Raw genomic sequence first — 8,437 nt, 5'->3', positions numbered from 1 at the left:
AACCAGTAAAACCGAAGTTTTATTGGTTCGCTCGACTTGCATGTATTAGGCACGCCGCCAGCGTTCGTCCTGAGCCAGGATCAAACTCTCCAAAAAAGTTTGATTTGCTCATTTAAAATACTAGCATATTTAACGCTTTGTCTTGTTCAGTTTTCAAGGTTCAATTTTTAGCGACTTAATTATCTTATCAAAACAACAGCTTTTTGTCAACAACTTTTTTATTTTTTTTTGACTAGCTGTCCTAACAACAGATAATAATATACCACCTTTTTTTTCTCTTTGCAACTACATTTTTAAAAACATTTTTTTCAAAAATTTCCCTTAATATTACTACCATATATTTCAAAAGCTCTCATAAAGTATGTTCCTCTAAATACCCTTTTAAAAAATTGACATTCCATAGAAATATACCTTTTAAATATTACGTGTTTTGTAAAGATAGACTATTAGTCTGCTTTAGCTATTATCAAGTTATTACTGCTAGTTAATGTAGTCATAATAGATATAGGTTGTGAAAATTGCATTTAAAATTACTGTAACAGTTAACGTTGCTTTTATCTAATATTCCCATTTGGTTATAGCAATATGTTCTTTTTGTTTTAAGTTTGCAATGACTTATTGAAATAAGACCCCATTTATAACAACTTTTCTTACAAATTATTAAAAAAGGTTTGACATTTACCGTTTAATTTTCGGTGCTGCCAAACCTTCAAATTTTATTTCTATAGATGTTATATTTAACGATGACGCATTAATGGGAATAATAATACGTCACGAATGGATGGTGAGTTTGTTAGTAACATTACTAGACGATCAATTCCGATACCTAATCCTCCGGTTGGGGGCATTCCATATTCCAACGCTTCTACAAAGTCTTCATCCATCATATGTGCTTCGTCATTTCCTGCTTCTCGTTCTTTTAGTTGGTCTTCAAATCTCTCTCTTTGATCTATTGGATCATTAAGTTCTGTAAATGCATTTGCATGTTCCCTACCTACAATAAATAGCTCAAAACGATCTGTAAATCGTGGATCATCTGCATTTTTCTTTGCAAGTGGTGAAATTTCAACAGGGTGACCATATATAAATGTAGGCTGAATAAGTTTATCTTCAATTTTTTGTTCAAAGAATTCATTCACGATATGGCCATATTGCATTGCTGGTGTGATTTCAACATTATGTTGTTTCGCTAATTCACGAGCTTCTTCATCGGTCATCACTTTCCAAAAGTCAACTCCAACATATTCTTTTATAGCGTCTACCATATGAAGTCTTTTCCATTTCGGTGTTAAGTCGACTTCGTAATCACCGTATTGAAGTTTTGTAGATCCTAATACTTCCTCTGCGACATTTGCAATAAGGCTTTCAGTAAGATTCATAACGTCGTGGAAGTCAGCATACGCTTCGTATAGTTCAAGCATTGTAAATTCAGGATTGTGTCTTGTGGAAACTCCTTCATTTCTAAATACCCTTCCTAATTCATAGACCTTTTCTAGTCCCCCGACAATTAAACGCTTCAGATGAAGTTCAATTGCTATACGCATATAAAGTTCCATATCTAGTGCATTATGATGAGTGATAAAAGGTCTTGCAGAAGCTCCCCCTGGGATATCATGCATCATAGGTGTTTCTACTTCTAAAAATCCTAAGTTATTTAAGTAGTTACGGATAGATTGAATTATTTTACTTCTAGTAATAAATGTTTCCCTAGAAGATGGATTTACAATTAAATCAAGATAACGTTGACGATATCTTTGTTCAATGTCCTTTAAGCCATGAAACTTATCTGGTAATGGGCGTAATGATTTCGTCAATATTTGAAAATCATCTACTTTAATAGAAAGTTCGCCTACTTTAGTTTTAAATACTTGCCCTTTTACACCTACGATATCGCCAAGGTCTGCAATTTTAAATAACTCATACTGATCTTCACCAATAGCATCTTTTCTAACATATAACTGAATTTGTCCCGTTAAATCTTGTACGTGGGTAAAACCTACTTTACCTTTCCCACGTTTTGTCATAATTCTTCCGGCAAATTCTACTTGAATATTTTGCTCTTCTAGATCATCATGATCTGTTTCACCATATAAACTATTTAACTGTGCCGCTGAGTGTGTACGATTAAATTTTTGACCAAAAGGATCAATCCCCTTGGAACGTAACAATTCTAATTTTTCCCGACGAACTTGTAATTGATCGTTTAATTCTTCGTGACTCATTATAAAATCATCTCCATCTTTTCCATTGAAAAAATATGTAAAATAACATTTTTATAATAAATATAGATAATTATTACTGTAACAAATAGAATAAAAACTGCCAGTACATACTGGCAGTGAAAACAATCAAAATAATTATAGGTTATCTTTAAACTAGTTGTCAAACCACGCATGCCAATTTATCTTTTTACTTTGTAGCTAATGAAGAGTCTGTGAGTTCTACAAAACGATTAAATAGTGTAACTATATCATTTCTAGTATTGCAGAAGTTAATTTCGTTGCGCACTTTCCCGTTACCGTTAATACCTTTTAAATACCATGCAGCATGTTTGCGCATTTCGCGTACAGCAATATATTCCCCTTTTAATGCAATTAATCGGTCTAAATGTAAAATGGCAACATTGATTTTTTCTTGAACAGTTGGTTCATCGATTAAATCACCAGTCTCAAGGTAATGAACTGTTTGATAAATCATCCATGGATTTCCTAAAGCAGCTCTTCCAATCATGACACCGTCTACTCCAACCTCTTCAATCATCCTTTTTGCATCCTCCGGAGTTTTTACATCACCATTGCCAATGACAGGAATAGACACTGCTTGTTTAACATCTCGAATAACATTCCAATTTGCTTTTCCCTCATACATTTGTACTCTCGTACGTCCATGTACGGTTACAGCTGCCCCACCAGCACGTTCAACTGCTTGAGCATTCTCAACAGCAAGAATATGTTGATCATCCCAACCAATTCTCATTTTTACAGTTACTGGTTTGCTGACAGCGTCTGTTACGGAAGAAACCATATCATAAATTTTATTTGGATTTAATAACCATCGTGCACCTGCTTCGCACTTAATTATTTTATTTACTGGGCAACCCATATTAATATCGATAATATCTGCATTAGTATTTTTATCGACAAATTTTGCTGCCTCTACTAACGTTTCCTTTTCACCACCAAAAATTTGTACACTTAATGGTTTTTCTCTTTCATCAATATATAACATATTTAATGTTCTCTCATTTTTATATACGATGCCTTTATCACTGATCATTTCACAGCAAACTAATCCCGCTCCAAATTCTTTTACCGTTAAACGAAAAGCCGAGTTGCTTATTCCAGCCATCGGAGCTAGTACAACGGGATTTTTCATCTCTATATTACCTATTTTCAGCAAAATAGTTCCTCCTTGATTCTTATAGCAAAAAGGAAATCGGTATTTACCTATACTTTAGATTCATTCCCTAATTCTTCCTTTTTTATTTGAAGCACAGTAGCAATGTCTGTTAATATTCGATCTGATGGAATTCGATTTCCCCGTTCTATTTCTCCTATAATGGATATTGTCACTCCTACTTCTTTAGCTAACTCACTTTGTGTATAACCTTTTAACTTTCGAAAAGCTCGAATACGCCGCCCCCATTTTTCTGTTTCCATAGCCTTACTCCTTCACTTGGAAGCTCTGTAATTATCTCTTCTACTTTCTTATAACTTCCTGTAATGATGATGTCTCGTTTAATTTCCGACAAAGGTATTAGTACGAACATTCGCTCTGACATCCTTGGATGCGGAATGATTAATTGCTCTGTTTTTATATTTTCTTGATTAAACAATAAAATGTCAAGGTCTATCGTTCTTGGTCCAAAACGGATCATTCTTTCTCTACCTAATTCCTTTTCAATTAATAAACAAGTAGAAAGTAGTTGCACTGCCGTGAAATCCGTATGTAATTCAAGTACCATATTTAAAAAGCAGCTTTGATTTTCATAATCGACTGGGTCAGTTTCATAAATAGAAGAGTAATTTGCGATAAAAATTCCTTTATATGACTGTAGTTTTTGAATAGACTCCTTTAAATATTTAGCCCGGTCCCCAATATTTGATCCTAGCGATATATAAGCTTTATTTTTCATGATAGTTAACACCTAATCTTTTTATTTTCTAATACGAGTTATTTCCACTGCTACAGAATGATAGTGACCTGGAATCGGTGGATTTGGCTTTGTTACTTTTATGGTGCATGCTTGTACATTCATGTAATTTGCTAACAATTCCTCTGCTATCGTTTCAGCAACTGCTTCAATTAGCTTAAATGTTTTGTTCTCAACAATTGTTTGGCAAATCGAATAAACCTCTGCGTAATTAATCGTCTTCATTAAATTATCCGTTTCCCCTGCAGCTTGTAAATCGATTTCTAATATGACATCAATTATAAACTTTTGACCTAATTTGTTTTCTTCAGCAAAAACACCATGATATCCGTAAAACTCCATTTGATTTAAATAGATTCGATCCATTATCGTTCATCCTATCATCATTTAAATTATTCATTTTCCCTCATGAGTATATCCATCATTTTGGCCATTCTAGCAATTGGTTTTACATCGTGAACACGAACAATTGAACAACCTTTCGTAATTCCGTAACAAACAGTAGCTCCCGTACCTTCTAATCTTTCTGTAACAGGTAACTCAAGAGCTTGTCCTATCATTGACTTCCTTGAAGTTCCTAGCAATACTGGATAACCTAGTGAGACAATTTTATCCAAATTTCGCATCATTTCAATGTTTTGTTCATATGTTTTTGCAAACCCAATTCCAGGATCTAAAATGATTTGCTCATCTCGAACGCCTGCTTTTTTTGCGATTGTGATACTTTCGTATAAGTCGTATAAGCTATCTCGAATAAAAGATTGATAATTCATATCTTCACGATTATGCATTAAGATGATCGGAACATTGTTTTTAGCTGCAACAGCAGCAATTTCCGGGTCTTTTTTCGCACCCCATATATCATTAATTATGTGGGCTCCTGCCGCAATAGCTTCAGCAGCTGTTCTTGCTTTATACGTATCTATAGAAATTGGTACTAGTATTTCTTTTGCCATTTGCTCGATTACAGGAATTACTCTTTGTATTTCCTCTTTTTCTGAAACTGGTTCATGCCCTGGTCTCGTTGATTCTCCACCAATATCAATTATGTCTGCCCCGTCATCGATTAATTTTTTTGCGTGTGTAATTGATTGGTGAATATGGAAAAACTGGCCGCCATCCGAAAATGAGTCTGGCGTTATATTTAGAATCCCCATTATATATGTCTTTTTTGAAAAGTCCAAATGATATTGACCCATTACATCCACTCCTTTTTCTGACACTATTTTATCAAATATAGACGAATGATGAAAAAAAACTGACAAAAATAAAAAACCACAGCACCTTTAAAACTAGCTGTGGTTAAATAGTTAATATTACATTATCCTTCAAAATTATATAATGGTGTACTTAAATAACGTTCTCCATTACTTGGTATTATTGCCAATACCTTTTTACCTTTTCCTAATTGTTTGGCAACTTGTAATGCGGCATAAATAGCTGCACCTGATGAGATTCCCCCAAGTATTCCTTCTTCACGAGCAGCATGTCGTGCATAATCAAATGCTTGTTCTGTCGTAACTTGAATAATCTCATCATAAACTTCTGTATTTAACACTTTCGGAACAAAACCTGCACCTATTCCTTGTATCTTATGCGGTCCAGGATTTCCCCCTGAAAGAACTGGGGAATCTTTTGGTTCAACAGCATAAATTTTTATATTTGGATAGTTTTCTTTCAAAACTGCACCTGCACCGGTAATTGTACCTCCTGTGCCAATTCCTGAAATAAAAGCATCCAATTGATCTCCCATTTGTTCCACAATTTCTGGTCCAGTTGTAAGGCGATGCACTTCAGGATTTGCCTCATTATCGAATTGTTGTGGCATAAAGTAGTTATTTTCATTTGCTAACTCTTCTGCTTTACGAATGGCACCTTTCATACCTTCTGGACCAGGAGTTAATACTAGCTCTGCTCCATACGCACGAAGTAAATTTCTTCGTTCTAAACTCATCGAGTCGGGCATAACTAATATTGCTTTATACCCTTTTGCGGCTGCCACCATCGCTAATCCAATACCCGTGTTCCCACTTGTTGGTTCAATAATCGTATCACCAGTTTTTAATACTCCTTTTTTTTCTGCTGCTTCAATCATTGCTAAAGCAATACGGTCTTTAACACTACTACCAGGATTCATGTATTCAAGTTTTAAAAATACATCTGCCGAGTTGTCGTCTACCATCCTTTGTAACTTAACTATTGGCGTTTTGCCTACTAAATCTGTAATTGAGTTTACAGCCTTTAACATAAATTCCACCTCTAATTCCGAGTAATTTTATCTGAATAATTATAGTTTATACATTATATGCTTTTTTTGTCAAACAATAATCTTTTTTAATTAAAAAATTTATACTGGCAGTTGTAGCATACGACACATAAAAAAATTTATCCCACCAAAATTATGGTGGGATGGACGGTCCTATTTTGCTTCAGCTAATAATTCCAATAGCTCTTCTTTATTGTAATGATATTTTTCATTACAGAAATGACATTGTACTTCTGCTTGTTCATCTTCATTAATCATCTCTTGCAACTCTGTTTCTCCAAGACTAATTAGTGCAGAAGCAAACCGTTCTTTGGAACAAATACATTGAAAAGAAACCGGCATTTTTTCAAGTATTTTTACTTGTTCTCCTAAAATCTCTGTCAATATTTCTTCTGGCGTTAAACCATCTTTTATTAAAGCTGATATTGGTCTTATTGAATTTAAATTTGATTCGATTTCAGAAATTAATTCATCAGAGGTTCCTGGTAAAAGTTGGAGAATAAAGCCACCAGCCGCTAATACTGAGTGATCAGGGTTCACTAATACACCAACACCGACTGATGAGGGTACTTGTTCAGAACTAGCAAAGTAGTAAGTAAAATCTTCTCCAAGCTCACCTGAAACAAGTGGTACTTGGCCTGAAAATTGTTCTTTCAACCCTAAATCTTTTACGACGGTCAATGTACCTTTTGTTCCAACAGCTCGTTTCACATCTAATTTCCCAGCATCATTTAAGTCAAAATGAACATGAGGATTTGAAACATATCCTCTTACTTCTCCTTTAGCATTGGCATCGACTAAAATTAAACCTAGAGGACCATTCCCTTCAACTTTTATTGTAAGGCGATCTTCTCCTTTTAGCATGGATCCCATCATAACACCTGCAGTTAATGACCTGCCTAGTGCTGCAGAAGCTGTTGCCCATGTATCGTGGCGTCTTTGAGCTTCTTTCACCGTCTCTGTAGATCGAACAGCATAGGCTCTTACTTGTCCGTTGTATCCTAAAGCTTTTACTAAATAATCGTTCAACTTTTCTAACTCCTTCCGAATATAACTGAAGTTTTCCGCGATAGTTATTTCATATTTCTTTTATATATAAGATGTAGCCCTTTTAAAGTTAAAAATGGATCAACAATATCTATTGTTTCACTTTCTTTTCCTATTAATGGTGCAAGGCCACCGGTTGCAATAACGGTCGGCTCATCGTTTCCTTGTTGTTTCATTCGGGAAACAATTCCGTCTACTTGGCCTACATAACCATAAACAATTCCTGCTTGCATAGCTTGTACTGTATTTTTACCAATGATATTTTCAGGTTTAACAATTTCAATTCTTGGAAGTTTGGCTGCCTTCATATAAAGGGCTTCTGTGGATATGTTAATTCCTGGAGCAATGGCCCCACCTAAATATTCACCAGCTTCATTTATGTAACAGTAGGTTGTTGCTGTTCCAAAGTCAACAATGATTAATGGACAACCATACTCTTCTATTGCAGCTACCGCATTGACAATTCTATCTGCACCAACTTCACGGGGATTATCATAGTTAACTTTCAGTCCTAAATCTAAATCAGCCCCAACTAATACTGGATTTATTTTAAAATACTTTTCACACATTTTTTCCAAAGCGTACATAATTGGAGGTACAACAGAAGAAATAATAATCCCTTTAATGTCTGAAAAAGATAATCCTTTATGTTCGAATAACGATTTAATCAGCATGCCGAATTCATCTTCAGTCTTATTTCGGTTCGTTCCTATCCTCCAATAATACTTTAATGTTTCCTCCTCATATACACCTAACACTATATTCGTATTGCCTACATCTAAAACTAAAATCATGATTTCACCAACTTTTTATATTTTAAGTCTGAACAAATATTAACATACATTTATTAGTTGAATAAATAACAGAAACAAAAATATTGTACATGATTTACGAAAATCATGCTCTTATTATGTCTTCCTATTACTTTCAAAATGTACGTATTTCATGATTATGTTGTAGTTTTTGCTTGT

General features: G+C 34.5%; 9 protein-coding genes and 1 rRNA gene. All 10 read right to left on the bottom strand.

What is annotated here, in order from left to right; genetic code table 11:
- Nucleotides 1–96, bottom strand: a 16S ribosomal RNA gene (locus BN1242_RS13675); the annotation flags it as partial.
- Nucleotides 97–737: 641 nt separating this feature from the next.
- Nucleotides 738–2,222, bottom strand: a complete 1,485-nt coding sequence (gene lysS, locus BN1242_RS01060; protein WP_062350133.1) for a lysine--tRNA ligase — start codon at nt 2,220–2,222, stop codon at nt 738–740.
- A 187-nt stretch (nt 2,223–2,409) separates the two neighbouring features.
- Entirely contained in the window at nt 2,410–3,399 is a 990-nt protein-coding gene (gene dusB, locus BN1242_RS01055; RefSeq protein WP_062350131.1) for a tRNA dihydrouridine synthase DusB, read from the bottom strand.
- A 47-nt stretch (nt 3,400–3,446) separates the two neighbouring features.
- Nucleotides 3,447–3,659 carry a helix-turn-helix domain-containing protein gene (locus tag BN1242_RS01050; protein ID WP_062350129.1) on the bottom strand — a complete coding sequence of 71 codons (213 nt, stop codon included), beginning with the start codon at nt 3,657–3,659 and terminating at the stop codon, nt 3,447–3,449.
- Nucleotides 3,611–4,135: a 2-amino-4-hydroxy-6-hydroxymethyldihydropteridine diphosphokinase gene (gene folK, locus BN1242_RS01045; protein ID WP_062350127.1), complete on the bottom strand. Its 525-nt coding sequence runs from the start codon at nt 4,133–4,135 to the stop codon at nt 3,611–3,613. Before folK ends, BN1242_RS01050 begins: the two co-directional genes overlap by 49 nt.
- Nucleotides 4,136–4,156: 21 nt before the next feature.
- Nucleotides 4,157–4,519 carry a dihydroneopterin aldolase gene (gene folB, locus BN1242_RS01040; RefSeq protein ID WP_062350125.1) on the bottom strand — a complete coding sequence of 121 codons (363 nt, stop codon included), beginning with the start codon at nt 4,517–4,519 and terminating at the stop codon, nt 4,157–4,159.
- A 26-nt stretch (nt 4,520–4,545) separates the two neighbouring features.
- On the bottom strand, nt 4,546–5,352 hold the full coding sequence (gene folP, locus BN1242_RS01035) for a dihydropteroate synthase (protein WP_062350123.1): 807 nt from the start codon (nt 5,350–5,352) through the stop codon (nt 4,546–4,548).
- A gap of 122 nt (nt 5,353–5,474) precedes the next feature.
- On the bottom strand, nt 5,475–6,401 hold the full coding sequence (gene cysK / locus BN1242_RS01030; protein ID WP_062350121.1) for a cysteine synthase A: 927 nt from the start codon (nt 6,399–6,401) through the stop codon (nt 5,475–5,477).
- Nucleotides 6,402–6,572: 171 nt separating this feature from the next.
- The gene (gene hslO, locus BN1242_RS01025) at nt 6,573–7,448 is read right to left on the bottom strand and encodes an Hsp33 family molecular chaperone HslO (protein WP_062350118.1); all 876 of its coding nucleotides are present in this window, start codon (nt 7,446–7,448) and stop codon (nt 6,573–6,575) included.
- 44 nt (nt 7,449–7,492) lie between these two features.
- Entirely contained in the window at nt 7,493–8,260 is a 768-nt protein-coding gene (locus BN1242_RS01020) for a type III pantothenate kinase (protein ID WP_203226022.1), read from the bottom strand.
- Nucleotides 8,261–8,437: the final 177 nt, after the last annotated feature.

This window comes from Bacillus kwashiorkori (genome assembly GCF_001375515.1).
Lineage (GTDB): Bacteria > Bacillota > Bacilli > Bacillales > Caldibacillaceae > Bacillus_BK > Bacillus_BK kwashiorkori.
This window is presented reverse-complemented; position numbering and strand designations above follow the sequence as displayed.

Excerpts from the sequence above, each read along its gene's own strand:
- lysS (WP_062350133.1), bottom strand. The coding sequence starts at position 2,222 with ATGAGTCACGAAGAATTAAACGATCAATTACAAGTTCGTCGGGAAAAA.
- BN1242_RS01050 (WP_062350129.1), bottom strand. The coding sequence starts at position 3,659 with ATGGAAACAGAAAAATGGGGGCGGCGTATTCGAGCTTTTCGAAAGTTA.
- folK (WP_062350127.1), bottom strand. The coding sequence starts at position 4,135 with ATGAAAAATAAAGCTTATATATCGCTAGGATCAAATATTGGGGACCGG.
- folB (WP_062350125.1), bottom strand. The coding sequence starts at position 4,519 with ATGGATCGAATCTATTTAAATCAAATGGAGTTTTACGGATATCATGGT.
- folP (WP_062350123.1), bottom strand. The coding sequence starts at position 5,352 with ATGGGTCAATATCATTTGGACTTTTCAAAAAAGACATATATAATGGGG.
- cysK (WP_062350121.1), bottom strand. The coding sequence starts at position 6,401 with ATGTTAAAGGCTGTAAACTCAATTACAGATTTAGTAGGCAAAACGCCA.
- BN1242_RS01020 (WP_203226022.1), bottom strand. The coding sequence starts at position 8,260 with ATGATTTTAGTTTTAGATGTAGGCAATACGAATATAGTGTTAGGTGTA.